The sequence below is a fragment of the Sphingobium sp. YR768 genome (assembly GCF_900111125.1).
Taxonomy (GTDB): domain Bacteria; phylum Pseudomonadota; class Alphaproteobacteria; order Sphingomonadales; family Sphingomonadaceae; genus Sphingobium.
On sequence record NZ_FOGE01000012.1, the window covers coordinates 125,354 to 150,728 of the forward strand.

General features: G+C 64.2%; 24 protein-coding genes. 11 read left to right on the plus strand and 13 right to left on the minus strand.

Annotated features, from left to right (window positions below; genetic code table 11):
• Window positions 1-41: 41 nt before the first annotated feature.
• A complete protein-coding gene (locus tag BMX92_RS14770; protein WP_093017802.1) occupies window positions 42-488 on the minus strand; it encodes a DUF3576 domain-containing protein in 447 nt (148 codons plus the stop codon).
• A 231-nt stretch (window positions 489-719) separates the two neighbouring features.
• Between BMX92_RS14770 and BMX92_RS14775 the strand changes: the two genes are divergently transcribed.
• Window positions 720-1,445 (plus strand): hypothetical protein, encoded by a 726-nt coding sequence (locus BMX92_RS14775; RefSeq protein WP_093017804.1) that lies wholly within the window; start codon window positions 720-722, stop codon window positions 1,443-1,445.
• Window positions 1,446-1,506: 61 nt separating this feature from the next.
• Here the strand turns inward: BMX92_RS14775 and BMX92_RS14780 are convergent, their stop codons facing one another.
• The 3 genes from BMX92_RS14780 to BMX92_RS14790 all read right to left on the minus strand — a co-directional run bounded on the left by BMX92_RS14780 (window position 1,507) and on the right by BMX92_RS14790 (window position 4,136).
• Entirely contained in the window at window positions 1,507-2,442 is a 936-nt protein-coding gene (locus tag BMX92_RS14780) for a 2-hydroxyacid dehydrogenase (RefSeq protein WP_093017806.1), read from the minus strand.
• Window positions 2,439-3,779 (minus strand): cystathionine gamma-synthase family protein, encoded by a 1,341-nt coding sequence (locus tag BMX92_RS14785; protein ID WP_093017808.1) that lies wholly within the window; start codon window positions 3,777-3,779, stop codon window positions 2,439-2,441. The genes BMX92_RS14780 and BMX92_RS14785 overlap by 4 nt, the downstream gene beginning before the upstream one ends.
• Before the next feature lie 144 nt (window positions 3,780-3,923).
• A complete protein-coding gene (locus BMX92_RS14790) occupies window positions 3,924-4,136 on the minus strand; it encodes a hypothetical protein (protein WP_093017810.1) in 213 nt (70 codons plus the stop codon).
• A 156-nt stretch (window positions 4,137-4,292) separates the two neighbouring features.
• On the opposite strand from BMX92_RS14790, the gene BMX92_RS14795 reads away from it, so the two are divergent.
• Together BMX92_RS14795 and BMX92_RS14800 are read left to right on the plus strand one after the other, a co-directional pair.
• Entirely contained in the window at window positions 4,293-6,716 is a 2,424-nt protein-coding gene (locus BMX92_RS14795; RefSeq protein ID WP_093017812.1) for a ligase-associated DNA damage response DEXH box helicase, read from the plus strand.
• A 43-nt stretch (window positions 6,717-6,759) separates the two neighbouring features.
• Window positions 6,760-7,290 carry a hypothetical protein gene (locus BMX92_RS14800; protein WP_093017814.1) on the plus strand — a complete coding sequence of 177 codons (531 nt, stop codon included), beginning with the start codon at window positions 6,760-6,762 and terminating at the stop codon, window positions 7,288-7,290.
• Between the two features lie 45 nt (window positions 7,291-7,335).
• Here BMX92_RS14800 and BMX92_RS14805 read toward each other — a convergent pair whose 3' ends face one another.
• The 4 genes from BMX92_RS14805 to gyrB are packed head-to-tail and all read right to left on the minus strand — an operon-like array spanning window position 7,336 to window position 11,692.
• Window positions 7,336-8,070 (minus strand): DJ-1/PfpI family protein, encoded by a 735-nt coding sequence (locus tag BMX92_RS14805; protein ID WP_093017816.1) that lies wholly within the window; start codon window positions 8,068-8,070, stop codon window positions 7,336-7,338.
• Between the two features lie 41 nt (window positions 8,071-8,111).
• A complete protein-coding gene (locus BMX92_RS14810) occupies window positions 8,112-8,618 on the minus strand; it encodes a COG3650 family protein (protein ID WP_093017818.1) in 507 nt (168 codons plus the stop codon).
• Window positions 8,615-9,187: a DNA-3-methyladenine glycosylase I gene (locus BMX92_RS14815; RefSeq protein ID WP_093017820.1), complete on the minus strand. Its 573-nt coding sequence runs from the start codon at window positions 9,185-9,187 to the stop codon at window positions 8,615-8,617. The genes BMX92_RS14810 and BMX92_RS14815 overlap by 4 nt, the downstream gene beginning before the upstream one ends.
• A 3-nt stretch (window positions 9,188-9,190) precedes the next feature.
• Window positions 9,191-11,692 carry a DNA topoisomerase (ATP-hydrolyzing) subunit B gene (gyrB, locus tag BMX92_RS14820; RefSeq protein WP_093017889.1) on the minus strand — a complete coding sequence of 834 codons (2,502 nt, stop codon included), beginning with the start codon at window positions 11,690-11,692 and terminating at the stop codon, window positions 9,191-9,193.
• Window positions 11,693-11,778: 86 nt separating this feature from the next.
• On the opposite strand from gyrB, the gene BMX92_RS14825 reads away from it, so the two are divergent.
• On the plus strand, window positions 11,779-12,273 hold the full coding sequence (locus BMX92_RS14825) for a hypothetical protein (RefSeq protein WP_093017822.1): 495 nt from the start codon (window positions 11,779-11,781) through the stop codon (window positions 12,271-12,273).
• Window positions 12,274-12,422: 149 nt separating this feature from the next.
• Here BMX92_RS14825 and BMX92_RS14830 read toward each other — a convergent pair whose 3' ends face one another.
• From BMX92_RS14830 to BMX92_RS14840, 3 genes are all read right to left on the minus strand, one after another.
• Window positions 12,423-12,929 (minus strand): DUF1993 domain-containing protein, encoded by a 507-nt coding sequence (locus BMX92_RS14830; RefSeq protein ID WP_093017824.1) that lies wholly within the window; start codon window positions 12,927-12,929, stop codon window positions 12,423-12,425.
• Window positions 12,930-12,955: 26 nt separating this feature from the next.
• Window positions 12,956-14,152, minus strand: coding sequence for a hypothetical protein (locus tag BMX92_RS14835; protein ID WP_093017826.1), 1,197 nt, complete (start codon window positions 14,150-14,152; stop codon window positions 12,956-12,958).
• 161 nt (window positions 14,153-14,313) lie between these two features.
• A complete protein-coding gene (locus BMX92_RS14840; protein WP_093017828.1) occupies window positions 14,314-14,916 on the minus strand; it encodes a membrane protein YczE in 603 nt (200 codons plus the stop codon).
• Window positions 14,917-15,006: 90 nt separating this feature from the next.
• On the opposite strand from BMX92_RS14840, the gene BMX92_RS14845 reads away from it, so the two are divergent.
• The gene (locus BMX92_RS14845) at window positions 15,007-16,470 is read left to right on the plus strand and encodes a MocR-like transcription factor YczR (protein WP_093017891.1); all 1,464 of its coding nucleotides are present in this window, start codon (window positions 15,007-15,009) and stop codon (window positions 16,468-16,470) included.
• A gap of 67 nt (window positions 16,471-16,537) precedes the next feature.
• Here the strand turns inward: BMX92_RS14845 and ppa are convergent, their stop codons facing one another.
• On the minus strand, window positions 16,538-17,077 hold the full coding sequence (gene ppa, locus BMX92_RS14850) for an inorganic diphosphatase (RefSeq protein WP_093017831.1): 540 nt from the start codon (window positions 17,075-17,077) through the stop codon (window positions 16,538-16,540).
• Between the two features lie 37 nt (window positions 17,078-17,114).
• The gene (locus tag BMX92_RS14855) at window positions 17,115-19,046 is read right to left on the minus strand and encodes a M61 family metallopeptidase (protein ID WP_093017893.1); all 1,932 of its coding nucleotides are present in this window, start codon (window positions 19,044-19,046) and stop codon (window positions 17,115-17,117) included.
• A 217-nt stretch (window positions 19,047-19,263) separates the two neighbouring features.
• Here BMX92_RS14855 and BMX92_RS14860 point away from each other — a divergent pair, with 217 nt between their 5' ends.
• From BMX92_RS14860 to BMX92_RS14885, 6 genes are all read left to right on the plus strand, one after another.
• Window positions 19,264-20,601 (plus strand): alginate export family protein, encoded by a 1,338-nt coding sequence (locus BMX92_RS14860; RefSeq protein WP_256213443.1) that lies wholly within the window; start codon window positions 19,264-19,266, stop codon window positions 20,599-20,601.
• Between the two features lie 61 nt (window positions 20,602-20,662).
• The gene (hisS, locus tag BMX92_RS14865; protein ID WP_093017835.1) at window positions 20,663-21,925 is read left to right on the plus strand and encodes a histidine--tRNA ligase; all 1,263 of its coding nucleotides are present in this window, start codon (window positions 20,663-20,665) and stop codon (window positions 21,923-21,925) included.
• Window positions 21,925-23,010: a peptide chain release factor 1 gene (gene prfA / locus BMX92_RS14870; RefSeq protein WP_093017837.1), complete on the plus strand. Its 1,086-nt coding sequence runs from the start codon at window positions 21,925-21,927 to the stop codon at window positions 23,008-23,010. The genes hisS and prfA overlap by 1 nt, the downstream gene beginning before the upstream one ends.
• A 20-nt stretch (window positions 23,011-23,030) precedes the next feature.
• Window positions 23,031-23,306: a hypothetical protein gene (locus BMX92_RS14875; RefSeq protein WP_143066795.1), complete on the plus strand. Its 276-nt coding sequence runs from the start codon at window positions 23,031-23,033 to the stop codon at window positions 23,304-23,306.
• The gene (gene prmC / locus BMX92_RS14880) at window positions 23,303-24,124 is read left to right on the plus strand and encodes a peptide chain release factor N(5)-glutamine methyltransferase (protein WP_093017841.1); all 822 of its coding nucleotides are present in this window, start codon (window positions 23,303-23,305) and stop codon (window positions 24,122-24,124) included. The genes BMX92_RS14875 and prmC overlap by 4 nt, the downstream gene beginning before the upstream one ends.
• 312 nt (window positions 24,125-24,436) lie before the next feature.
• Window positions 24,437-25,333, plus strand: a complete 897-nt coding sequence (locus BMX92_RS14885) for a DUF4167 domain-containing protein (protein WP_093017895.1) — start codon at window positions 24,437-24,439, stop codon at window positions 25,331-25,333.
• The last annotated feature ends 42 nt before the right edge of the window (window positions 25,334-25,375 follow it).

The following is a 25,375-nucleotide window of genomic DNA, read 5'->3' on the forward strand; positions in this document are numbered from 1 at the left end:
GTGAAAACAGCGCTTTGATCAGCGCCCGTCCAGGTTGTGGCTCAGCCGATCGCCGTGCGGCGCAGGTCGCGCGCCTTGGTGAGGATGATTTCTTCCAGCTTCTGCACGGTTGCAGCGGCGACGGGGGCGTCGACCCACTGGCCATTCTGGTTCACCTGACGGCTGGCGGCGACGCGCACCGCGTCGGCGCGCAGATCCTGATCCAGAATCGACACAGTCAGCTTCATCCGTTCATTGGGCGTGTTCGGATTGGCATACCAGTCAGTGACGATCACGCCGCCGTTCGAATCGGTCTGTACCATCGGCATGAAGGACAGTGTGTCGAGCGTGGCGCGCCACAGATAGGCGTTGACGCCGATCGTCGTCACCTTCGACGCGGCGAGGTCCGCCTTGGGACGCTCCTTCGAGCCGCCACCGCAAGCCGCGAGCGGCAGGAGGGCGGCCAGCAGCAGGCCGGAGGAAAGAGAGGCGGGAAGGCGCACCATCAGGGCATGTCCTAGCTAGGAAAACGAGAAACTGCCCGCTTCTATAGTGGCCGTGCAGCGCGGGGCAAGGGGGCGCTATGGAGCCGGCACATTGGACAGACGGCGCCTGACGCCTTCTACCCTGTGTATTCGATGCAACAGCTCAGACAAAAAGCGGCCCGGCCCCTAGCCAGTGGCGGCTTTATCGGTGTAATGCGTTATCACATATCAGTCGGCGGGGACGGACACAGGATCATGCGCGTGAACAGGGGATATTTGGCATTGGCGGGCTCGGCGGTTGCCGTAGCTGGCTTTATGCTGTCTCCCGCGATCGGCGCAGCAACGGCCCTTGTCCAGCTCCGTGCGGAAGCGCCGGTGTCGCTGGGCGCTCTGGGCAGCATCTCTTCCTTCACGCCGACGATCAAGGACCCGCGCCTGGCGGCCGCCTATGCGCGAATCGCGGCCAAGGCGAACAGCCAGGGTTTCCGCTTCACGCCGACCAGCGGTTCGCTGAGCGGCCAGCGTTCGGTTACCGTGATGGTGCGGGCCGCCGATGATCAGGGCACGATCAATCGTACTCTGGCGCCGATCGATATCAAGCCGGTCGCCTTCAGCCTGAACGGCGCGCATAACTGGCGCAAGTTTGCCCTGCCCGACTCGGTCGGCCGCAAGGCGTTGGACCCGGTTCCGGTTGAAACCATGGTCGATGCCAAGAATTTCTCGCTGGATGACAGCAAGAAGAATCGGTTCAGCACCAAGGTACTGATCGAAACGCATCGCGATGCGAGCGCGACTGTGCGCAATCCGTCTGCGGACAAGGATTATACGCTGGATCTGGCCAGCTCCTATTCGCTGACGCGCAACCTGAACGTGACTGCGGGTGTGCGCTACAATAACAGCGTTGCGGGTCGCCTGACCCCGATGACCGACGAACGGCAGGACAGCCAGGCCGTCTATCTGGGCACCGTCTTCAAATTCTGATCGCCTGATGATGTGATGGCCGGGTGTTTCACGTGAAGCACTGACGGTCGCGTCGCATTCTTCAGCTTGATACCGGTGAAAGCAGGGCTTCTCCGCGGAAATAAGCGCGCAGATTGGCTTGCAGCATCTGGGCCATGTGCGCCACCGCCGCGTCGGTGGCGCCGCCAGTGTGCGGAGTCAGCACGCAGTTCGGCACATCGCTCCAGCGGGCCGCATCGGTCGGTTCCTGTGCGAACACGTCCAGCGCTGCGCCGCCCAGTCGCCCATCATGCAAGGCGGCGATCAGCGCATCCTCGTCCACCAACTGGCCGCGCGCGACATTAACCAGCAACCCGCGCGGACCCAGCGCATCGATGACCGCAGCGTCGATCATCTCGCGATTCGTCTCATCCGCCTTGGCCGCCACCAGCAGGATGTCGCTCTGCCATGCCAGCGCCATCAGGCCGTCGGCACGCGGCCAGGGCAGGTCGGGCTTGGGGCGCGGTCCCCACCAGTTCACCTGCATCCGCATCACCTCCGCCCGCCGGGCCGTGGCGACGCCGATCGCGCCCATGCCGACGATCCCCAGCCGAGAGTCCGCGAGCGACAGGGTGATGGTCTTGGCGCCCGCCATCCATTGCCCCGCCCGCAATTGCCGGTCGCCCGCCACAATCTGGCGCCGATGCGCCAGAGTCAGGCCGATTGCATGATCGGCGACATCCTCCGCATTGGCGTCGCCCGCATGGGTGACGGCGATGCCGCGCGCCCGCGCCCAGTCCAGATCGACCCCGTCATAGCCGACGGTGAAGCAGGCGATCAGGCCCAGTTGCGGCATGGCCTCCAGCAAGGCCGGATCGAGTCGGAACTCGCCCGCCGTCACCAAGGCCCGCGTTTCGCCGATGTGGGCGCGCCCGGTCTCCTCCCAGAGGGGATAGACGTCATAATCCGCCGCCAGCAGCCCCAGTAATGGCGCCAGATGCGGCTGGGCGATCAGGATGACCGGGCGCGCCGCACTCATCCGATTTGCCGCAGCGCCTGCGCAAAGTCCGCGATCAGATCATCGGCATCCTCGCAGCCGATCGAGATGCGCACCATATTGTCCCCGATCGCCAGCGCCTTCTTGCGCTCGGCGGGCACAGACAGATGGGTCATGGCGGCGGGGTGGCTGGCCAGCGTCTCGGTGCCGCCCAGACTGACCGCCAGCTTGGCGATCTTGAGCGCGTCGAGGAAGGCAAAGGCCTCCGCCTCCCCGCCCTTGAGGTAAAGCGAAAAGGTCGATCCCGCGCCGGTGCAATGGCGGCGATAGATATCGGCCTGCCGCTCCGTCTCCGGGAAGCCGAGATAGACGATCTTCTCCACCTGCGGCTGGTCCTTCAGCCAGGCGCAGACCTTTGCGGCGCTCTCCCCGGCGCGACTCATCCGCAATTCCAGCGTCTCCAGTGATCGCAGCAGCATCCAGGCGCTGTGCGGGTCCAGGATCGTGCCGATCGTGTTGCGCATCAGGCGGATGCTGTTGATCAGCGCATTGCTGCCCAGCACGCCGCCCGCAACCAGATCGCTATGCCCGCCGGCATATTTGGTGAGGCTGTAGATGACGAGATTCGCGCCATGGGCGATCGGCTTGTGCCAGAGCGGCCCCAGGAACGTATTGTCGATCGCGATCGGCGGGATATGGGCTTCGCCCGCGAACAGCGAGTCGCGCCGCGCGACGACCGCTTCCAGATCGACCAGAACATTGGTCGGGTTGGCCGGGCTCTCCAGATAGAGCAGGGCAACACGGCCGAGCCCCTTGGCTTTCTCGATCACTGCGCCGATTTCCGCTTCGGTCGCACCGGCGGGGAAATCGAGCCATTGCACCCCGAATTTGCCGAGGATGCGGCCGATCAGCGATTCGGTCGCGGCATAGAGCGGCGCCGAATGGACGATGACGTCGCCCGGCTGGACCAGCGCCAGCAGAGTGGTGGCGATCGCCGACATGCCGCTGGAAAAGAGCAGCGCATCTTCGGCCTCCTCCCAGACGGACAGCCGATCTTCGCAAATTTCCTGATTGGGGCCGTTGAAGCGGGAGTAGACGAGGCCCTCCGCGCCGCCGGGGCGAATGCCGGTCACGCCCTCGAAATGGCGCTTGCCTGCGGCCGCGCTTTCAAAGGCGAAGGTGGAGGTGAGGAAGATGGGGGGCTTGAGCGAGCCTTCCGACAGGGTCGGATCATAGCCATGGCCCATCATCAGCGTGGCGGGCTTCAGCTTGCGGCCGTCAATCTCCATGATCGGGGCCTTGGGTCGGCGGCGGTTGCGCGTGGTTTCGACGCCGGTCAGTTCGGCTTCGGTGACGGGGGGCGGAGTTTCGCCGGTCATGTCATTCTCCTGCTCGGGGGCGGCGTCTGGTGCGCCGCTCTCATGCGCTGGAATGTAGTGCAGGGCACCGGCAAAGAGCCAGAGGGATGCGTAAGATTATTTCTTACGGCTATATTATTATTCCGAAAGGGATCGCCGATCTGCTCAGGCGACCAGTCCTTCTTCATTCTCAATATGGGCCGGTATCGCCTCTTCGCCAGTGGCGCTTGCCGGGTGCGGATGCTTCTGAGCAACATGCAGTGCTTCCTCGCACAGGCTGAACCAGTTGGCCCAGAAGGTGACGGGCATCAGCCAGGCGTCGAACAGGGTGGTCGGCACGGTGCCGAACATGAAGGGGCTATGGTCTTGATCGGTCATGCGCCCGTTTCCTCTCTCGATATTGCGCGCCCCGTGGCATCGGCGCGAAGCGGACTTCCCTATAGCATGCTATCGGCGCCGCCTCCATCGGCAGCGACCGCGGGGGTAGAACAGGTGGACCGTGACAGAGGAGATGGACGCCCCTACATCCATGCCATGTCCGCCGACCTCCCGATCCCTGTCGAAAGCTGGTTTGCTGCACGCGGCTGGCGACCGAGACGGCATCAGATGGCGATGCTGGCGGCGGCGCGGCGCGGCGAGCATGCCCTGCTGGTGGCGCCGACCGGGGCGGGCAAGACGCTGGCGGGCTTCCTGCCGACTCTGGCGGAGCTTATCGATGATCCGGTCGATGGGTTGCATACCCTCTATGTCTCGCCATTGAAGGCGCTGGCCGTGGATGTGCGGCGCAATCTGCTGACCCCGATCGAGGAGATGGGCCTACCCATCCGGGTGGAGACGCGCACAGGCGATACGCCGTCCGACCGCAAGGCACGCCAGCGCGCCCGGCCGCCGCAAATCCTGCTGACCACGCCCGAATCGCTTTCGCTGTTGCTCAGCTATCCCGACGCGGCGCTGATGTTCGCGGATTTGAAGACCGTGATCGTGGATGAGGTCCATGCCTTCGCCACGCAGAAGCGGGGCGACCTGCTCAACCTGTCGATGGCGCGTTTGCAGGCGATCAACCCCGCTCTGCGCCGGGTCGCCCTGTCCGCCACGGTCGCCGATGTCGACGCTTATCGCGCCTGGCTGGCGCCCGATGGCGATATCGACGCCGTGACGCCAGTTCTGGGGGAAGCGGGCGCGGAGCCTAATGTCGCCATCCTGATTCCCGAAGGGCGCGTGCCCTGGTCCGGCCATTCGGGCAAATATGCGGCCAGTCAGGTGATGGCCGAGATCGAGTCGCGCCAGACGACTTTGGTCTTCTGCAACACGCGCGGGCTTGCCGAACTCATCTTTCAGGAACTCTGGTCGGCCAATGACGCCAATCTGCCGATCGCCATCCATCATGGCAGCCTGTCGATCGAGGCGCGGCGCAAGGTCGAATCGGCGATGGCGGCGGGCAAATTGCGCGCGCTGGTGGCGACGGCGTCGCTGGATCTGGGCGTCGACTGGGGCAATGTCGATTGCGTGATTCAGATGGGGGCGCCCAAGGGATCGTCGCGCCTGCTCCAGCGGATCGGCCGGGCCAATCATCGCCTCGATATGGCGTCGGAAGCGATCCTGATTCCCGGCAATCGCTTCGAATATCTGGAGGCGCGCGCGGCGCTGGACGCGGTGGAAGCGGGCGAGCGCGACGCCGATGATTTCCGTCCCGGCAGCCTCGACGTACTGGCCCAGCATGTCATGGGCCTCGCCTGCGCCGGGGCGTTTCGCGCAGAGGAATTGCTGGAAGAGGTGCAGTCGGCCACCCCCTATAGCGCGCTTACGGCGGAAGCGTTCGACCATGTCCTACACTTCATCGAGGGCGGCGGCTATGCCCTGCGCGCCTATGACCGGTTCAAGCGGCTGACGCAGGAGGCGGACGGCCAAGGGAATAGGCTTTGGCGTGTCTCCCACCCCCGTTTCATTCAGCAGCATCGGCTGAATGCGGGGATCATCGTCGATCAGCCAGCTCTCGCCGTACGCTTCGCCAATGGCCGCAAGCTGGGGACGGTGGAGGAAGGTTTCGCCGCCACGCTGCGGCCGGGCGACAGCTTCTTCTTCTCCGGCATGGCGCTGGAGGTGGTCCGGATGGATACGAGCGATCTGGTGGTGCGCGCGACGTCCAAACAGGCGCGCATTCCCAGTTGGGGTGGCACCCGCATGGCCATGTCCACCCGGCTGGCCGACCGGGTCCGCCACTTCCTCGCCGAGCCGGAGGAATGGCACCGCTTCCCGCCCGATGTGCGCGAATGGTTGGAAATGCAGAAACTGCGCTCCGCCCTGCCCCAGCCCGGCCAGCTCTTGATCGAAACTTTCCCGCATGAGGGGCGCCATTATCTGGTCTGCTACAGTTTCGAGGGCTGGAATGCGCATCAGTCGCTGGGCATGCTGCTGACCCGGCGGATGGAAAGCCAGGGGCTGATGCCGCTGGGTTTTGTGTCCAACGATTATGCGCTGGCCGTCTATGGCATGAAGCCCGTCACCGATCCGGCCAGCCTCTTTTCCGCCGATATATTGGACCATGAATTTGTCGACTGGGTCGAACAATCCAGCCTTTTGAAGCGGGCCTTCCGCGATGTGGCGGTGATTTCCGGCCTGATCGAGCGCCAGCATCCGGGCAAGCGCAAGACCGGGCGGCAGGTCACCTTCTCCACCGACCTGATCTATGATGTGCTGCGCAAATATCAGCCCGATCATCTGCTGCTGAAGGCCGCCTGGGCCGATGCGCGCGCGCGCATGACCGATGTCGGCCGTCTGGGCGATCTGATCGACCGGGCGAGTCAGACCATGCTCCATGTGACGTTGGACCGGGTCAGCCCCCTCGCCGTGCCGGTGCTGATCCTGATCGGCCGTGAACATGTCGCGCAAAGCGCGGCCGAGGATGCCCTGCTGATGGAGGCGGAAGCGCTGGTGGCCGAAGCGATGCGCGCCGACTGAGGCTTGCGTTGATCGGACGTAGGAAAATGTCCATGATCCTGTAATGACTATATTTTCCTTGCGATCCTTGTCGGCCCTGCTCGCCTTAACGCCCCTTCCCGCCATGGCATCCGAAGCGGATTTCTTCGGTTCGGCCTTGTGTCAGCCGCCCTATTCGCTGGCCAACGCCACTGCGCTCTACGAGGCAGCGGAGAAGATCGCCAAACCCGATACATCCGGCTTGGGCGCGGCCATCTATCATCTGAAGGCGCCGATCGTGCGCGATGGATTTGTCGCTCAGGACGTCATGTTTGGCGGCATGGCCGTCGGCGTACTGATACAGGGTGAAGTCGCAGCTCAACTCGCCGAGCGCTATGATCTCAAGCCAGAATCGATGCGATTGCTGGGCAGTTCCAGCCTTGGCTTTTCCCGGCAATTGCCTGACGCGGATCAGGGGATGAAGGATATGGGGCTTATCTCGATCGTCGCGCGGCAGGGGCCGGCGCTCAAAGGGTGGACCCTGCTCGCCTGCGAATTCGTATCGAATGAAGATCGTGCTGCCATGGAGGAACTGGAAGACAGGTCACGGGACTGATGTCTCGAAGGCTTCCCGTCCGCGGTCCGCCCAGATGGGCTATGCCTAGCCGGCCAGTCCGTTCATCGCGGCAAAGGGATCGTCGCTAGCATCCTCATTCCAGCGATATTCGGTGCGATGGGCGACCCAATGGGCCATGTCCTTCCCATAAAGTTTCGCGATCAGGCCCAGCGCCATGTCCGTCCCCGCCGAAATGCCGGAGGAGGAGATATATTTGCCGTCCTCCACCCAGCGCGCCTGCGGCACCCATGCCACCTTTGCGCCCTGCGCCGTCGCCCATTTCCAGGCCATCTTGTTGCTGGTCGCCTTCACCCCATCGATCAGGCCGGTCTTCGCGAGCAGGCCTGATCCTGTGCAGATGGTCGCCACCTGCGGCGTGGCGTCGGCGATGGCGCGGATCGATTCCAGGAAGGCGGCATTGCCGACTTCCCGCCTGGTGCCGATGCCGCCGGGGATCATGACGATGTCGAGTTTCGGGGCATCGGCGAAGCTATAATCGGCAATCGCCTGTGGCCCTGCTCCGCTCCTGACCGGCCCGGCCTTGTCCGCGATCATCAGAATTTCGACCCTGTCCTTCAGCATGCCGAACATTTCCAGCGGGCCGAACACGTCGAGCAATTCGAACCCGTCGAACAGGACCATGCCCAGCTTCTTCTTCGGCCCACTGGGCGGCACGGGCGGCTGCACACTCACCTGCGCAGCGGCTTGCGCGGACAGGGCCAGCGTCGACAGGGTGGCAGCGGCGATCAGCAGGTCACGGCGAGAAGCATCGGCGGTCATGGCATCTTCCTCCGAATCATGGGGTTCACCCCGCTTAACGATCAGGGGCCGTCTTCCCGCAGGCCGCCGCAGCCCTTGAGCGTGCCGTCTGCAAAGGCGATCTGCACCCGGTCGGACCAGATGGCATCGCTCATGCCGTCGCTGCACGGTCCTTCGGTCGCGGTCAGGGTGAAGCCATCCCCTACGAAGCGGATAGCGCGATCGTCGCTCTGGTTGCGCACGGCAAAGCGCATCGGAGCTTTGTCCGGCCGCTCCAGCACGATCGTCGATCCGCGCAGCGTCACGCCCCAAAAGGGTTCGGTGCCGATGGCGCGATAGTCCGGCGGCGTGGGAAGCGCTTTCGATGTTTCACGTGAAACCAAAGGCTTGGGTTCGACCATCGGCTGGGGCGCTGGTGGAGTATCGTCGGCCGCATTAGCCGGAATGCTGCTATTGATCGGCGCAATGACCTTGGCCGCCGCCTTGGGCTGCGTCTGATTGGCGACCGACTCGCCCTTCCCGCACCCGCCCAGCAGCGTTGCGAGCAGGAGGGCGGCGATCACCTTCATGGGCGAAGGGGCTCGCGGCGGAAGCAATCGACCGCATGGTCATTCACCATGCCGATCGCTTGCATCCAGGCATAGACGATGGTCGGGCCTACGAACTTGAAGCCGCGCTTCTTCAAATCCTTCGAAATGGCTTCGGACAGATCGGTCTTTGCCGGAAAATGGACGCCGTCATTCTGGATCGGCGTGCCATCGACGAAGGCCCAGACATAGGCGGCGAAATCTTCGCCCCGGTCGCGCATCTCGCAGAAAATCTGCGCGCCCCGGATCGTCGCTTCGATCTTGGCCCGCGCCCGGACGATGCCGGCATCGCCCATCAGCCGTTCGATATCATCCGAATCGAAGGTGGCCACCTGATCCGGATCGAATCCGGCAAAGGCTGCACGAAACCCCTCGCGCTTGCGCAATATGGTGATCCAGGACAGGCCCGCCTGGAATCCCTCCAACATCAGCATTTCCCAGAGCATGCGCGAATCGCGCTCCGGGACGCCCCATTCCGCGTCATGATAGGCGCAATAAAGCGGGTCCGCCGCACTGACCCAGCTACAGCGTGGCAGTGCGGCGTCGCTCATCGATCAAACGTCCAGATTGGCGACGTTCAGCGCATTGTCCTGGATGAATTCGCGGCGCGGTTCGACCACGTCGCCCATCAGGCGGGTGAAGATTTCGTCGGCGACGTCCGCCTGCTCCACCTCGACGCGCAGCATCGAGCGATTGTCCGGGTCCAGCGTGGTTTCCCAAAGCTGTTCCGCGTTCATCTCGCCCAACCCCTTGTAGCGCTGGATCGCCAGCCCCTTGCGCCCGGCGGCCAGCAATGCGTCGAGCAATTCGCTCGGCCGGGTGACGACTGCGCCCTTGGTCGGCGCGGCGGGCAGGTCGTCGTCATTCGCCTCGGCAGCCAGCGCCTTGACCGTAATCAGACGGCTGGAGGTGCGATAGCTGTCGGCATCCTCACCGGCGATGGCGTGCAGCTTGCGCGCCTCTGCCGATCCGATGAAGCCGCCCTCGATCACATGATGGTCGGTGACGCCGCGCCACAGCCGCTGGAAGTGGAAGCCGCCCTCTTCGGCGACGATGCCGGTCCAGCGTCCCTCGACATCCTGTGCGTCCATCCAGGCCACGGTCGCGGCCAGCCGTTCCGCTTGCGAATCGGCAGACAATTCGGGATCGAGTGCGCCGTTGAGGCTCAGCGCCTCGATGATCGCAGGATTGTAGCGGCGCGGAACATAGCGCATCACCGCCCGCATGCGGCGGCTATGTTCGATCAGGCTGCGCAGATCGTCGCCGGTGCGCGCGCCGCCCGTCGTTTCCAGCGCCATCGACTCGACGCCATTGTCGACCAGATATTGTTCCAGCGCCGCTTCGTTCTTGAGATAGACCTCCGACCGGCCGCGCGTCGCTTTGTAGAGCGGCGGCTGGGCGATGTAGAGATGCCCCGCCTCGATAATCTGCGGCATCTGGCGGTAGAAGAAGGTCAGCAGCAGCGTGCGGATATGCGCGCCGTCGACGTCGGCGTCGGTCATGATGACGATCTTGTGGTAGCGCAGCTTTTCCAGATTGAAATCGTCGCGGATGCCGGTGCCCATCGCCTGGATGAGCGTGCCCACTTCCTTGGACGACAGCATCTTGTCGAACCGCGCGCGCTCGACGTTCAGGATCTTGCCCTTGAGCGGCAGGATCGCCTGATTATGGCGGTTGCGTCCCTGCTTGGCCGAACCGCCGGCCGAGTCACCTTCGACCAGGAAGAGTTCGGACTTGGCGGGGTCGCGTTCCTGACAGTCGGCCAGCTTGCCGGGCAGGCTGGCGATGTCGAGCACGCCCTTGCGCCGGGTCAGCTCGCGCGCCTTCTTGGCGGCTTCACGGGCGGCGGCGGCGTCGATCACCTTCTGCACGATCATCTTGCCGTGCGCGGGATTCTCTTCCAGCCATTCGGCCATCTTGTCGGCCATCAGGCTTTCGAGCGGCTGGCGCACTTCCGACGACACCAGCTTGTCCTTGGTCTGCGAACTGAATTTGGGATCGGGCAGCTTGACCGACACGATGGCGGTCAGGCCCTCGCGCATATCCTCGCCGGTGAGGGAGACTTTCTCCTTCTTCAGCGCCCCGGACTTCTCCGCATAATTGTTGAGCGTGCGGGTCAGCGCCGCGCGGAAGGCCGCCAGATGCGTGCCGCCGTCGCGCTGCGGGATGTTGTTGGTGAAGCAGAGGACGTTCTCATAATAGCTGTCGTTCCACTCCAGCGCGACGTCGATGGTCACGTCGTCGCGGGTGCCCGAAATCGCGATCGGATCGGGCATCAGCGCATTTTTGTTGCGGTCGAGATATTTCACGAAGGCCGCGATGCCGCCTTCGTAGAACAGCTCGATCTCTTTCTTCTCCTCATGGCGCGCATCGACCAGGAACAGGCGCACGCCGCTGTTGAGGAAAGCCAGTTCGCGATAGCGATGCTCCAGCTTCTCGAAATCATATTCGGTATGGTTCTTGAAGGTCGCGCCGTCGCCCGGCGCTTTCTCCAGTGAAGCTAGGAAGGTGACGCGCGTCCCCTTCTTGCCTTCTGGCGCATCGCCGATCACCTTGAGCGGTGCGGTAGCATCGCCATAGGCGAAGCGCATCCAATGTTCCTTGCCATCGCGCCAGATGTTGAGGTCCAGCCATTCTGACAGCGCATTGACGACCGAAACGCCCACGCCGTGCAGGCCGCCCGACACCTTATAGGCATTGTCGTCACTGGTATTTTCGAACTTACCGCCCGCATGCAACTGGGTCATGATGACCTCGGCCGCCGACACGCCTTCTTCCTTGTGGATGCCGGTCGGAATGCCGCGGCCATTATCCTCTACGCTGACGGAGCCATCCGGGTTCAGCGTGATGGTGATCAGGTCGCAATGCCCCGCCAGAGCCTCATCGATAGCATTGTCGCTGACCTCGAACACCATATGATGCAGGCCGCTGCCATCGTCGGTATCGCCGATATACATGCCGGGCCGCTTGCGCACGGCATCCAGCCCTTTCAGCACCTTGATGCTGTCGGCGCCATATTCATTGCTGTTGGGGGTGTTGACGGGTTCTTCGCTCATGCCGAGCATATAGGGAAAGGCGCCATGAAACTAAAGCGAAACATGGCGGCTTCCGTGCCGGGCCGGGGCGGTCTATCACGCTTTCCATGCGTGCCGTCTTCCCCCTGATCCTCCTCCCGCTCATCGTGCTTTCCGGCTGCTCGAAAAGCGACGATCTGTATGAGGCTTTGCCCAACTCTTCGCTGGCCGGCGCGGCGCGCGACGATGTCAGCGAAACCCGGCTGGAGGCCGGCATCGTCCGCCCGGTGACGATCGGCGAAGATGGGCCGCAGCTCGATGCCTGTGGCGGCATGGGGCAGGTCATGCGCGCGGGCACGAAGGGGCTGGCGGTGCGCGCCGCACCGTTCGCGCAGGCGAAGGAGCAGGGCATGCTGGCTGAGGGCGCGCGCGTCTATGTCTGCACGCGCAGCCTCGACCAGAAATGGCTGGGCGTGGTGGTGCCCCCCGCCCCGGCCGCCGACAACGCAGTCGAACCCGCCGACTGCGATGTCACATCGCCCGTTGACCGCAAGCAGGCCTATGATGGGCCCTGCGTCAGCGGCTGGGTCGCCAGCGCCTATGTGCGGCTGATCGCGGGATAATTTCTGGTTCGCGCGGAGGCGCAGAGGCGCGGAGAGGAAAAGCCGCACGGCCGCGCGTTATCATTTCAGCGGCTATAGGCGGCACATGGAAAGAAAGGCCTGCGGCGCCTCTATCCCCCTCCGCGGCCCCGCGTCTCCGCGTGAACCCATCAAATCCCGCCCAGGAAGTCCAGCTTGCCGACCGGTACGCCCGCCTGCCGCAACAGCGCATAGGCCATGCTGAGGTGGAAATAGAAATTCGGCAGCGAGAAGGTCAGCACATGGCTGGACCCGGTGAAGGGAATTTCGCCGCCCGGCACTTTCAGCGTCACGATCGCCTCTTCCCGTCCGTCGATCTTCTCGCGCGGCACGGCCTCCAGAAGAGCGATGGTCTTCGCGATCCGGGCCTGCAATTCGGCGAAGCTCTGTTCGGTGTCCGGCATCGCCATCGGCTCCAGTTCGCCCAGCCGCGTCACCGTGCCCTTGGCCGTGTCGCAGGCGAACTGGACCTGCGCGGTCAGTGGCTTCATGTCGTCGATCAGTTGGGCGCCGGTCAGCGTTAGCGGATCGATGCCCTTTTCGGCGGCGAAGGCCGCGCCCTTGTCCAGCAGGGCGGCCAGGTTCCGCAGGCCACGGATGAAAACGGGTATGGTCAGGTCGTAAAGTTCGGTCGCCACGCAGCGTTCCTTCTATTCGATGCCAGTTATTCGATACCGGTAAAGACCAGCTTCTGCACGCGGCGGCCGGTATTTACCTCGGTCGCATAGATATTGCCGTCGCTGTCGGTATCAATGCTGTGCAGCCAGGTGAATTGCCCGGCCTGTCGCCCGACCCGGCCGAATGCGCCCAGCACGATGTGGGTCTTGCGCTCCAATATCCAGATGCGGCTGTTCATCATGTCCGCGACATACATATAGGTCTGGTCGGGATCGGGCGAAAAGGCGATGTCGGTCACGGTGTGCGTACCGCCCGTTTCCGGCGCGATCACCAGGTCGCGCACGAAGGTCAGGCCGCCATTCTTCTCGCGTTTGAATAGCTGCGCGCGATTGTTGTTGCGGTCGCAGACATAGAGATGGCCATCCTTCGTCGGCACCACGCAATGGACGATGCTGTTGAAGATCGCTGCCTTGGGATCGGCGACCCGGCTGGGGTCGACGGCATGGCTCTGGTCGAACGCGCCTTGCAAAACCGGACCGCTGGGCGGCTTGCCATAGGCGCCCCAGCGGCCTTTATAACCACCGGTCTGCGCGTCGAAGCCGATCACGCGGCGGTTCACATAGCCGTCGGAAATCAGCACCATGCCGTCCGAATGATTGACGTCGGACGGATTGCCGAGCTGGTCGGTCGCGTCATTGCCGCCGGTCTTGTCGCGCCGGCCGAAACTGCGGATATATTGGCCCTGCGGCGTATAGTTCATGACGACATGGTCGCCCTTCCCATTGCCGCCGAACCAGACACTGCCGGCCTTGTCGATGAAGATGCCGTGCAGGCTGGATGGCCATTGATTGACCCCCTCGACGCTTGGCGCGCTCGCGGCCCCGCCCCAGCCGCCCAGATAGCGGCCATCCTTGGCGAAGCGCACGACCGGCGGCGCGGGCTTGCAGCAGGCGGCGATCGGCGGGCTCTGGGCAAGGCCGGTGTCGGTCGCGGTCAGGCTGTGCGGGCGATGCACGACCCAGACCGAATCGTCTGGCCCCACCGCCACGCCGCTGACCTGCCCCAGCAGCAGATCGTCGGGCATCGCCGGCCAGGCGGCATCGACCTTGAAGCGCGGCATCTTCGTGCCTTCGGGCGCGATCCGTTCGAAGGTCAGCGGGGCCAGAGCCGGTTGCGGCCCCTGCTGGGCCGGGGCGGTGGTGCTTAGCGGCAGCAGAAGGAAGGCGGCGAGGAAGGGGCGCATGGGACTTTGGCTCCTTGATCCGGTTATGGTGGTCGGGATTGCGGCGAACCATGCCCGACTGCCCGCTCCGGTCAATGGCCAAGCGACGCATTCGCAAGGAAAAAGAACCGGTCGACGCGATGGAGCGTCGACCGGTCAGGGGGCTCCGGAAACTGGGGAGGTCAGGCGCTGGCCTGTCGTTCGGTATCGGCGATGCGGAAGAAGGGCAGGGCATGGTGCACGATCCAGCCGATGGTCGCGGCATAGAGCAGGGTGCCGATGCCGACCGTCCCGCCCAGCATCCAGCCGATCGCCAGCACGCCAATCTCTATGCCCGTGCGCACCCATTTGACCGGCCAGCCGGTGCGGCGACACAGGCCGGTCATCAGCCCGTCGCGCGGCCCCGGTCCCATCCCTGCCCCGATATAGGCGCCACCGGCTATGCCGTTCAGGATGATTCCCGCGACCAGCCATGTCGCGCGCATTGCATAGCCTTCGGGCGTGGGCAGGATCATCAGCGACAGGTCCACCACGGTCCCGATCACCAATATATTGGCCACCGTGCCGATTCCCGGCCGCTGCCGCAGCGGCCACCACAGCAACAGCACGATCGCGCCGATCAGGTTGACGGTCATGCCGAAGCTGAGGCCCATTTTCGGCGCCAGTCCCTGATGCAGCACATCCCACGGGTCCAGCCCCAGATTGGCGCGCAGCATCAGCGCCATGGCGAAACCATAGAGGGCGAGGCCCCAGATAAGTTGGAAAAGGCGACGGTGGATCATCATAGGCAGGCTTATTCCTGCCAACTGGCCTTTTCCAAAAGGACCAATATCGCCTAAATGGCCTGTAACGATCGCCGTCATGGAACGAATCTCATGTCCACTTCGCTGTTGCGTCCCCCATCCCTCCTCCGCCTGCTGGGCGCTTGGCGCGCGCAGGACAGCGCGGAGCCGGCCTATCGCCAGTTGGCGCAGGCGTTGCGAATGCTGGTGCTGGACGGGCGGGTAGGCCTGAACGTCCGTCTGCCGGGCGAGCGGGAACTGGCGGCCGCGCTGGGCCTGTCGCGCACCACGGTCGCGGCGGCCTTCGACCGGTTGCGCGATGAGGGCTTTCTGGAAAGCCGGCAGGGGTCAGGCAGCGTCACCCGCCTGCCCGTCGGCCATGCGCAGGCCCCGGAGGAAGAACGCGATCTGACCAGTGGCGGCAACCTGCTCAACTGGACCCATGCTGCGCTGCCCGCCGCGCCCGGTGTCGCGCGCGCCTATGCCCATGCGGTGGAGGCGTTGCCGGCCTATCTGGGCGATCTGGGCTATGACCCGCTGGGCCTGATGGTGCTGCGCCGGGCGATCGCCGCCCATTATGAGCGGCGCGGCTGCCCCACCTCGCCCGACCAGATCATGGTGACGAACGGCGCGCAGCAGGGATTTTCGCTGCTGCTCAAATGGCTGGCCGGGCCGGGCGACCGGGTGGTGATCGACCATCCCACCTATCATAATGCGATTCAGGCGTTGCAGCGCGCCCATGTCGTGCCGGTGCCGGTCGGCCTGCCGGCGCAGGGCTGGGACATTGACGCCATGGAGGCGGCCTTCCGCCAGACATCCCCCCGTTTCGCCTATGTGATTGCCGATTTCCACAATCCCACCGGGCGGAGCATGGACCCGGCCACCCGTCGCGCGCTGGTGGCGGCCGCCGCGCGCAGCCATACGCCGCTGATCATCGATGAAACGATGGTGGCGATGGGCCTCGATTTCGCGCCGCCGCCGCCGGTGGCGATGCACGACCCCTCGGGGCGACAGGTCATCACGCTGGGATCGGCCAGCAAGATATTCTGGGGTGGCTTGCGGGTCGGCTGGATTCGAGCTGACGCCCAAACGGTCGCCGCACTTGGCCGCCTGCGCACGACGATGGACATGGCCAGCCCGGTGGTGGAGCAGATCGCCGTCGCGCAGCTTGTCGATGCCGATGTCGGGCTGGGCGAGCGTGCCGGGCTGCTGCGCGGCCGGCGCGATCATCTCATGGGCCTGATCGAGCGTCGCCTGCCGCACTGGCGGGTGGAATCGCCGGCCGGCGGCTTGTCGCTCTGGGCCGAACTACCCCGCGCCGAAGCGACTGCGCTGGCCGCCTTGGCCGAAAGTCTGGGGGTGCGTGTCGCGGCCGGTCCGCGCTTCGGCGTGGGGGGCGCGTTCGAACGCTTCCTGCGCCTGCCCTTCACGCTGGACGAGGCGCAACTGGAGGCCGGCGTCGAACGGCTGGTCGAAGCGGATGCCCGGCTCCATGCGCGCATGCCCAAGGTGCGGGATTCGCTGGCGATGGCGCTGGAGGCGGACAGGCTGATTTGAGGTTTCTGACAAAAAAGGCCGCCCGGATCGTTCCGGGCGGCCTTCTTATATCATAGGCAAGTCAGCCTTACGCCGTCTTGCTGTCCTTGTAGCGCTGGATCGCTTCCAGGGTGATCTGCTTGGCGTCTTCCGCCCCGCCCCAGGTACCGATCCGCACCCACTTGGTCTTTTCCAGATCCTTGTAGTGGGTGAAGAAATGCTCGATCTGCTCCATCACGATGCCGGGCAGATCGTCCTTCTCACCCACCGCCTTATAATAAGGGAAGGTCTTGTCGTCCGGCACGCAGACCAGCTTTTCGTCGCCGCCGGCTTCATCTTCCAGATTGAGCACGGCGATCGGTCGGGCGCGCACGACCGAACCGGGGACGAAGGGCGAGCGGGCGATGACCAGCGCGTCCAGCGGATCGCCATCGGGCGACAGGGTGTGCGGCACGAAGCCATAATTGGCCGGGTAGCGCATCGGCGTGTGCAGGATGCGGTCGACGAACAGCGCGCCCGACGCCTTGTCGAACTCATATTTCACCGGTTCGCCGCCGACGGGCACTTCGATGATGACGTTCAGGCTGTTCGGCGGATCGTCGCCGACGGGGATCAATTCGATATTCATGGAATTGCCTTCTGCTTCGCGTTGAAGTGCGGGTGAATCATGTTCTCGGTTTCAGCAGCTTGTCGAGGCTGCCTTCACCCTCTCCTGTCTTTTCGAGGCGCGGATAGCGCAGCCCGCCCGAATAATCGAGTGACAATGTGCGGTAATATTTATCCTGCTTTAGGATGATCTGGATCGGCGTCTTGGCCTTGATCGCGGCTTTCCACACGTCGCCGGAATATTCGTCGCCATTGACCGCGATGATCTTTGCGCCGGTGACAAGACCGGCCTTGAACGCCGCGCTGTCCCAGATGACGCTGCTGATCTCGCCATCATTTTTGACGATCGCGCCGATGCCGAAACTCTGGTCGACGATCTTCTGCGCGCCTTCGACCGCCTTGGTGATCGCGCCCGGTTCCTCGCCATAGACCAGCTTGTAGCCACCCAGGATGAAGCCGCCCTTGGGCGTTTCCTTGGTCGTGCTGTCGACATATTTCGCGAAGAAGCCGGCCCAGTCATAGGGGGCGATGTCGTTGAGCGTCTTGATCACGTCGCCGCGATTATAGACGACCTGGCCCCAGTCGCCCGGATTGATCCCGAAAAAGGCCTTGGCGAAATCATCCAGCCCCTTCTTGCCGCGCGTCGCCTTGGCGATGATCGCGTCCGCCTCCAGCCAGATCATCAGGCCTTCATTATAATAATCCTCGGACCGCTGCCAGCTGGTCCAGCCCTTGGGGCGGCGGGCGGAGATGATGGGATCATGGGTGGTGTCCTCCATCGGGCGCCACTGGCGACCGACCGCCGTGTCCAGCTTGGCCGCGATCTGGGCATAGGCGTCCAGCGTCTCCTGCTTGGAGAACATGCCTGAGCGCGCGCCTAGCACATAGCCCCAGAATTGCGTCTGTCCTTCATAGACCCACAGCAGATTATCCTGCATCGGCACGTTGAAATCGGGCGTCCACAGCAGGTCGGGGCGGCGGAATTTGCCGTCCCAGCTATGGGTGAATTCATGGGGCAACAGGTTGCGGTCCAGCAGTGCCTCGCCCTTGTCCCAGCTCTTGAAATAGCCCGGCTCGACCTGGTTTTCGGAGCTGCGATGATGCTCCAGGCCGATGCCGCCCATCTCGTCGGTGATGGCCAGAAGGAAATCATAATGGTTGAAATGATAGGTGCCGAACAAGGCGCCCGCTTCGGCCACCAGCTTCTTGTGCTTGGCGATCTGCTCCGGCTTGAAATCCAGTTCGTCGGCATCGTCGGCCACGATGTTCAGCGTGACATTACTGCCAAGGTCGACCGGCTTAAAATAACGCCCGGCAAAGACGGGCGAATCCTGCAAGGCTTCATAGTCGATCGTCTCATAGGCGACGCGGTCGCCCGTCTTCGTGCCGCGCAAAGCGGTCGCCGCCTGCCAGCCGGCCGGATAGGTGACGGTCGGCTGGATCGGGATCTGGCGGGTATAATAGCCCGCCGGATAGAGCGATACGCTTTCCCACTGGATGTTCAGCATCTTGGGCGTGACGACAACGCGGCCCTGCGCGGGCTGGGTGGCGGACAGGAACTGGAACTGCGCGACGACTTCGGTCACGCCCTGCGGCACGTCGATCTGGAAGGCATAGACGTTCAGCGGATCGCGCTTCCACGTCACTGGCTGGCCATTGGCGGTGAAGGTCAGGCCGGTCAGCTTTTCGATCTGCCCGCGCGGCGCATGATTGCCCGGCAGCCAGGCCGGCATCAACAGCGTCAGCGGGCCGGCGGCGGCGACGGGGATCGTCTCCTTCACGCGGAAGATGCGCTGGGTCGTGTCGGTCGCATCGACCTCCAGACGGATGGTGCCGCCGGGATAGGCTATGTCCTTTGGTGCAGGCGCGGCGCTGTCGACGGGCAGCGCGGTCGGCTTCGAACGGATCGCGTCCTGGGCGAAAAGCGGGCTGGCGATGGCCGTGGAAAGGCCCGTGGTCAGGCAAAGCGCGGCAGCAAGGCTGCGGATCATGAAGGTCTCCAGAAAATTTGCGCGGCCGATCGGCCGGGATGGCCTCAGCATGGCGGCATGAATGGCCTGCGTCCACCCCCGTCGGCGCAAAAGCGCTTGATCCTCGCGGGTCTTTTGGCCATGCCCAATCCGTCGGGATCAGCGCCTTCCCGGTCAGCGCCTCCGCGCCAAAGGCCGCCTCATCACCCCGCCGTCGGGCGGAGCCATGGAGCTGCGCGTGGATCGATTTCGCTTTCTCTCTTCCCTTGCCTTGCTGCTGGCCAGCGCCTCCCCCGCTTGGGCGCAGGCGGACGGATTCTCGCTCTCAGGCCAAGTCCGCCTCCGTTATGAGGCGCTGGATGGGCAGGCGCGCGCCGGACTGGACGACCGGATCGACCTGACCAGCCTGCGCAGCGTGATCGCTGCGGACTATCGCGCCGGCCCGATCCATCTGGGTGCGGAATTGTGGGACAGTCGCGCCTGGGGTGGCCATCCGGGCGAAGGTGTCGGCACGGGAGAGGTCAACACGCTGGAGCCGGTGCAGGCCTATGTCGCCGCCGATCTGGGGTCTCTATGGGGACCGGGAAGCAAGATGTCGGTACAGGTTGGCCGTTTCCTGCTCAATCTGGGATCGCGCCGACTGGTGGCGGCTGACGATTATCGCAACACCACCAATGGCTATAGCGGTGCGCGCGTCGATATCGCGACCGCCCAGGGCGGATCGGCAAGCTTCATCTATGTCCTGCCGCAGATGCGCCGACCCGATGACGAGGCATCCGTGCTGGATCAGGATGGTGAGCTTGATCGGGAAGGGTTCGATCTGCGCCTGTGGGGCGGCTATGCCGCGCAGACAGTCGCGCGCAGGACAATGATCGAACTGGGCTATATCGGCCTTGCCGAACGGGACATGCCCGGTCGGCCGACGCGCAATCGCCACCTCCACAGCGTCAGCCTGCGGCTGATGCGCGATCCCCATCCCGCTGCGTTCGACTATGAGGTGGAGGGTATCTGGCAGATGGGGCGCATCCGGGCTGGCGCAGCGCCCGGCGCTGCGATGCTCGATGTCGCTGCCTGGTTCGTCCATGCCGATGCGGGCTATAGTGTCCCTTGTCCGCTCAGGGCGCGGGTGTCGGCCGAGTTCGACTATGCCAGCGGTGATCGGCGCGGCGGCGGCTATGGCCGGTTCGACACACTGTTCGGCATGCGCCGCGCCGATTTCGTGCCCGCCGGAATTTTCGCCCAGACCGGCCGCGCCAACATCCTGACGCCGGGCGTGCGCATCGAGATGGCACCCGGCAAGCGGGTCGATCTGTTCGCCAGTTGGCACCCCATGTGGCTCGCGTCGCGCACCGACGCCTTTTCGACCACCGGCGTACGCGATGCATCCGGCCGGTCCGGGCGCTTTGCCGGACACATGGTCGATGGGCGCCTGCGCTGGTGGATGAAGCCGCAAAAGCTGCGCGCCGAAATCAATGCGAGTTGGCTTGCCAAGGGCCGATTCCTGCACGCCGCGCCCAATGCGCCGCGCGCGGGCGATGCGCGCTATCTCTCTCTGGCGATGACTGCATCCTTCTAGGCTGCATGTCCCAAAAAAGCGCGTTTCCATAGGGATGAATACCGGCTAAAGGCGCTGCCCCATGGCAAAGATCGAAACGCCGCGCCCCGTGCGCGGCACGCAGGACATGTTGGGCGGCACGGCGGAAGCGTTCCAGGAACGCTTCGCCCATGTGGTCGCGACCTTCGACCGGGTGCGCAAACTCTACGGTTTTCAGCGGGTCGAAGTGCCGGTGTTCGAATCCACCGCCGTCTTCGCGCGGTCGCTCGGCGAAAGCACCGACGTCGTCTCCAAGGAGATGTACACGTTCGAGGATCGTGGCGGCGACAGCATCACCCTGCGCCCCGAATTCACCGCCGGGATCAGTCGCGCCTACATCACCGAAGGCTGGCAGCAATTTGCGCCGCTCAAAGTGGCGACCCACGGCCCGCTGTTCCGTTACGAACGCCCGCAAAAGGGCCGGTTCCGTCAGTTCCACCAGCTCGACGCCGAAATCCTCGGCGCAGGCGAGCCGGGCGCAGACGTGGAACTGCTGGTGCTGGCCGACCAGTTGCTGAAGGAACTGGGCGTTTCCGATGGCGTGACACTCAACCTCAACACGCTGGGCGACGGGCCGAGCCGCGACGCCTGGCGCGCGGCGCTGATCGCCCATTTCGAGGCGCATAAGGATCAGTTGTCGGAAGAGAGCCTCGACCGGCTTCAGCGCAACCCGCTGCGCATCCTCGACAGTAAAGACCCGCGCGATCGCCCGGTGGCGGACAGCGCGCCGGATATTGACGCCTACCTGACCGACGAAGCGCGCAGCTTCTTCGAAAAGGTGACGAGCGGACTGGATGCCGCCGGCGTGGCGTGGGAACGCAATGCCCGGCTGGTGCGCGGCCTCGATTATTATCGCCACACCGCGTTCGAATTCATCACGGATCGGCTGGGCGCGCAGGGCACCGTGCTGGGCGGCGGCCGCTATGACGGGCTGATCGAAAATCTGGGTGGTCCCTCGACCCCGGCGGTCGGCTGGGCAGCGGGAATCGAGCGGCTGGCTATGCTGATCGATCAGCCTGTGATCGACAAGCCCACCGTGGTCCTCATCCCGATGGGGGAAGCGGCCGAAACCAAGGCGACGGGCATTATCGCCGATCTGCGCCGCGCCGGTGTCGCTTGCGACATGGGCTATCGCGGCAATATGAAGAAGCGGATGCAGCGTGCTAACGCGTCGGGCGCCGCCTGGGCAATCATCCTGGGCGACGATGAACTGGCGCGCGGCGAAGCGGCCGTGCGCAATCTGGGCACGGGCGAGCAGCAGGCGGTGGCGCTGGATTCGCTGATTGGCACGGTGACGGCTCTCTAATGCACATTTCCGCCGAACGCATCGCGCAGATCGAGGCGCGCCGGGACGAGGTGCAGGCGTCGATGACGCGCGCCGATCTTTCGCCCGAAGCGTTCGTGAAACTGTCCAAGGAATATGCCGAGATCGAACCGGTCGCCAATGCCGCGCATGAACTGCGGCGGCTGCGGCAGGAGCTGGCGGCGCTGGAAACCATGACAGGCGGCGAGGAAGCCGATCCCCTGATGCGCGAAATGGCGCAGGAGGAAATGCAGCTCCTCAAAAGCCAGTTGCCCGGCGCCGAACGCGCGCTGGCGCTGCAATTGCTGCCCAAGGACGCGGCCGACGCCCGGCCCGCGATGCTGGAAATCCGCGCCGGCACCGGCGGCGATGAAGCGGCGCTCTTTGCCGGCGACCTGTTCCGCATGTATCAGCGCTATGCCGATACGCAGGGCTGGAAGATGGAATTGCTCTCCGCCAACGCCTCGGAAGTCGGCGGCTTCAAGGAAGTGGTGGCCAGCGTCAACGGCGCCGGCGTCTTCGCCAAGCTGAAGTTCGAAAGCGGCGTCCATCGCGTTCAGCGCGTGCCTGCGACCGAAAGCGGCGGGCGTATCCATACGAGCGCCGCGACCGTCGCGATCCTGCCCGAGCCGGAGGAAGTCGACGTCCAGATCGCCGACGGCGACCTCAAGATCGACATCTATCGCGCAAGCGGCGCGGGTGGCCAGCATGTGAACACGACCGACTCGGCCGTTCGCATCACCCATCTTCCCACCGGCATCGTCGTCACCCAGCAGGACGAACGATCGCAGCACAAGAATAAGGCCAAGGCGATGCAGGTGCTTCGCGCCCGCATCTATGAAGCGGAGCGCGAGCGCACCCACAGCGAGCAGGCCGGCGCGCGCAAGGCGATGGTGGGATCGGGCGACCGATCCGAACGCATCCGCACCTATAATTTCCCGCAGGGCCGCGTTACCGATCATCGTATCAACCTGACCCTGCACCGTCTGCCCGAAATCCTCGAAGGCCCGGGCCTGTCCGAAGTGGTCGACGCCCTGATCGCCGAGGATGAAGCCGCCCGGCTGGCGCAGCTGGACGGGGTGGGATAATTTTGGAGGACGACCTTAGCTTGGCGATCATCGCCTATCTTGGCTATGGATCGGCTAGTCATCCACAAACAAATTGGAAGGCTGTCGTCGCGATCGTTGGCATGGCGCGGGCGCAGGCCGTAGAAATACCAATGCTGGCTTTGATTCAGAAATTGCGATCCATGCAGCCGGATTGGAGCGCGCATTCCCTCTACAGCGGTAGCGAGTGGGCTGTTCGGCAAATTCGATTCGACGCCAAGATTAGCGATCGGGCAGCTAAGGCGCTGGTGTGGCTTTTTTCATTCGAGAACAAATGACCCTTCCCGACGCCTTGCGTGCCGCAACTGTCGCACTCGCTGTCTCCAGCGACACGGCGCGCCTCGATGCCGAACTGCTGATGGCCCATGCGCTGGGCCTGTCGCGCGGCGACATGCTGCTGCGCCAGCGCGATCTCGATCCGCCTGCGACCTTTGCCGCGCTGGTCGAACGTCGCCTGTCGGGTGAACCAGTCGCCCATATTGTCGGCACGCGCGATTTCTGGACCATCAGCCTGCGCGTTACGCCCGACACACTTATTCCCCGCCCCGACAGCGAAACGCTGATCGAGGCGGCGGTCGATCATTTCCGCGATCGCGCACCCGCCACCATCCTCGACCTTGGCACCGGATCGGGCGCGCTGCTGCTGGCGGCGCTCAGCGAATGGCCGCAGGCGCGGGGCCTTGGTGTCGACGCCTCTCCTGCCGCGCTCGCCGTTGCACAGGATAATGCGGCGCAACTCGGCCTTGCCGCCCGGGCCGATTTCCGGCCCGGCGACTGGGCCGATGGCGTCGATGGCCCGTTCGACCTGCTGCTGATCAACCCGCCCTATATCGGCACTGATGAACCGCTGTCCGGCGATGTGCTGCGCGATCCGCCCAGCGCCCTGTTCGCCGGCGCCGATGGCCTCACCGATTATCGCCGCATCGCGCCCGATTTGCCGCGCCTGATCGCGCCGGGCGGCATAGCCGCGATCGAGATCGGCTATGCGCAGGCGGACAGCGTCTCCGCCTTGCTGGTCGCGCAGGGGCTGGCGGTATCGGTCCGGCGCGATCTGGCCGGCCATGATCGCTGCCTGATCGCGACCCATTCCCGCTGAGCAACGCCCGATTTACCGGGGGGCAAGCGAAAATTGCTTGGTTTATGCTGTGAAAGCCACTACATCGGGGCAGGAAACGGCTTCCTCTTGTGACATGGTCGCATAGGCCATTGATAGAAAAGGCCGTTTTCTAAGCTCCTAAAAGTCATGACGGCGCTCGCTGCGCAGGCGCTGCTGGCAATGGGTTCATGGTCCCGGACAAGGACCATGCCTGGCGGAGCCGTATCCGATCCGATTATTCGGATCATTTGGGGATGGCGACTGAACAGTGTTTTCAGTGAGTTTTGTCATAGCGAACGCAAGGATCATGTCTTGATCAACAACCGGCAGGCCGGCCGCCGCAATCGCGGCCGGAACAACAATAATGGTCGTCCCAGTGGCAATAATAATCGGGGCGGTGGTGACAATGGCAACCGCATCGATAACCGCTCTCGCGGTAACGCCACCCAGCTTCTTGAGAAATACAAGAATATGGCCCGTGACGCGCAGATGGTCGGCGATCGTGTGAACGCCGAATATTATCTGCAATTTGCCGACCATTATTTCCGCGTGCTCGCCGACAATCGCGCGCGTCAGGAAGAACAGCAGCAGCGCTACCGTCCCCGTGATGAGAATTTCGACGAGGATGGCGACGATTTCGACAATGGCTATGACGGCGGCGATGATTTCCGCACGGAACAGCCGGTCTATGATCGTGCCCCCCGAGAGCAAGCTTCACGTGAACAGGCCCCGCGCGAGCAGGCCTCCCGTGAACAGGATCGCCGTTCGGACGAAGGTCGTGACAACCGTGAAACGCGCGGTGAAGGCCGTGGCGATCGCGAAGCGCGTGACTATCGCGGCGATGTCCGCGATGGCAACCGCAACAATGCGCGCCGTGACCGCCCCCGTCGGGATCGCTTCGTTGCGCAGGAAATGGGCGTAGAGGGACCGACCGGCAATCCGGCGCAGGAACTGACGCCCGCGCCGCAGATCCAGCCCGAACCGATCGCCGCTCAGGCCGCGCCCGAAGCGGAAGCCGAAGCGCCCCGTCCGCGCCGTGGTCGTCCGCGCAAGGTTGCGGCTCCTGCCGAAACGGCCGAAGCCTTTGATGCGGCGGTCCTGCCGCCCTCGATCGCCCGCGCCGACAATGACGCCGAACCGGCGGCCGAGGACGCGCCCAAGAAGCGTACTCGTCGCCCCCGCGCCGCGACAACCGAAGCCGCCGAATAAGCATTTCGGATCGGAAAGAAAAAAGGGACGGCGCCGATGCAC

What these genes read in the sequence shown, in the direction of transcription:
- BMX92_RS14775 (WP_093017804.1), top strand. Translation starts at nt 720, where the DNA reads ATGCGCGTGAACAGGGGATATTTGGCATTGGCGGGCTCGGCGGTTGCC.
- BMX92_RS14780 (WP_093017806.1), bottom strand. Translation starts at nt 2,442, where the DNA reads ATGAGTGCGGCGCGCCCGGTCATCCTGATCGCCCAGCCGCATCTGGCG.
- BMX92_RS14785 (WP_093017808.1), bottom strand. Translation starts at nt 3,779, where the DNA reads ATGACCGGCGAAACTCCGCCCCCCGTCACCGAAGCCGAACTGACCGGC.
- BMX92_RS14790 (WP_093017810.1), bottom strand. Translation starts at nt 4,136, where the DNA reads ATGACCGATCAAGACCATAGCCCCTTCATGTTCGGCACCGTGCCGACC.
- BMX92_RS14795 (WP_093017812.1), top strand. Translation starts at nt 4,293, where the DNA reads ATGTCCGCCGACCTCCCGATCCCTGTCGAAAGCTGGTTTGCTGCACGC.
- BMX92_RS14800 (WP_093017814.1), top strand. Translation starts at nt 6,760, where the DNA reads ATGACTATATTTTCCTTGCGATCCTTGTCGGCCCTGCTCGCCTTAACG.
- BMX92_RS14805 (WP_093017816.1), bottom strand. Translation starts at nt 8,070, where the DNA reads ATGACCGCCGATGCTTCTCGCCGTGACCTGCTGATCGCCGCTGCCACC.
- BMX92_RS14810 (WP_093017818.1), bottom strand. Translation starts at nt 8,618, where the DNA reads ATGAAGGTGATCGCCGCCCTCCTGCTCGCAACGCTGCTGGGCGGGTGC.
- BMX92_RS14815 (WP_093017820.1), bottom strand. Translation starts at nt 9,187, where the DNA reads ATGAGCGACGCCGCACTGCCACGCTGTAGCTGGGTCAGTGCGGCGGAC.
- gyrB (WP_093017889.1), bottom strand. Translation starts at nt 11,692, where the DNA reads ATGAGCGAAGAACCCGTCAACACCCCCAACAGCAATGAATATGGCGCC.
- BMX92_RS14825 (WP_093017822.1), top strand. Translation starts at nt 11,779, where the DNA reads ATGCGTGCCGTCTTCCCCCTGATCCTCCTCCCGCTCATCGTGCTTTCC.
- BMX92_RS14835 (WP_093017826.1), bottom strand. Translation starts at nt 14,152, where the DNA reads ATGCGCCCCTTCCTCGCCGCCTTCCTTCTGCTGCCGCTAAGCACCACC.
- BMX92_RS14840 (WP_093017828.1), bottom strand. Translation starts at nt 14,916, where the DNA reads ATGATGATCCACCGTCGCCTTTTCCAACTTATCTGGGGCCTCGCCCTC.
- BMX92_RS14845 (WP_093017891.1), top strand. Translation starts at nt 15,007, where the DNA reads ATGTCCACTTCGCTGTTGCGTCCCCCATCCCTCCTCCGCCTGCTGGGC.
- ppa (WP_093017831.1), bottom strand. Translation starts at nt 17,077, where the DNA reads ATGAATATCGAATTGATCCCCGTCGGCGACGATCCGCCGAACAGCCTG.
- BMX92_RS14855 (WP_093017893.1), bottom strand. Translation starts at nt 19,046, where the DNA reads ATGATCCGCAGCCTTGCTGCCGCGCTTTGCCTGACCACGGGCCTTTCC.
- hisS (WP_093017835.1), top strand. Translation starts at nt 20,663, where the DNA reads ATGGCAAAGATCGAAACGCCGCGCCCCGTGCGCGGCACGCAGGACATG.
- prfA (WP_093017837.1), top strand. Translation starts at nt 21,925, where the DNA reads ATGCACATTTCCGCCGAACGCATCGCGCAGATCGAGGCGCGCCGGGAC.
- prmC (WP_093017841.1), top strand. Translation starts at nt 23,303, where the DNA reads ATGACCCTTCCCGACGCCTTGCGTGCCGCAACTGTCGCACTCGCTGTC.